The 364-nt window shown below is 37.6% G+C and carries 1 protein-coding gene; it reads left to right on the top strand.

Features of this window, described 5'->3' with window-relative positions; translation table 11 throughout:
- The coding region (locus tag SB752_RS32065) for a hypothetical protein (RefSeq protein ID WP_410719448.1) at window positions 1-298 on the top strand (298 nt) is incomplete at its 5' end.
- Window positions 299-364 lie beyond the last annotated feature (66 nt).

The following is a 364-nucleotide window of genomic DNA, read 5'->3' as shown; positions in this document are numbered from 1 at the left end:
ATTTTATATCATGAAAAAATTAACAAGTATGTTAGGACTGCTAGCTGTAGCAGCAGGTCTAACCGCAGCAGTTGCTATGGCACCTGCTCCAGAGAAAAAAACAGTAAAATCAGCTGATACTGATTTACAATGGTTCGATCTATCCGGAAACTATATAGGTCCTGATAATCTACCTAATAAGAGGTCTGAATGCGGACAGGAAAAAATGGAATGCGCTGTATACTATCAATCAGTTAATCCAGATACTCAACAGCCAGTGGGACAACCGACAATTATTCAAGGAGATCACCAGCTCTAAAAGATTACCAATAAAAAATAGGCCCACATTTTTTTTTTGTGGGCCTATTTTTATGAAGAAGAAACA

The organism is Brevibacillus sp. SIMBA_040, from assembly GCF_046535075.1.
GTDB lineage: Bacteria > Bacillota > Bacilli > Brevibacillales > Brevibacillaceae > Brevibacillus.
The sequence above is the reverse complement of the archived record's forward strand: the minus strand, read 5'-3'. Positions and strand labels throughout refer to the sequence as shown.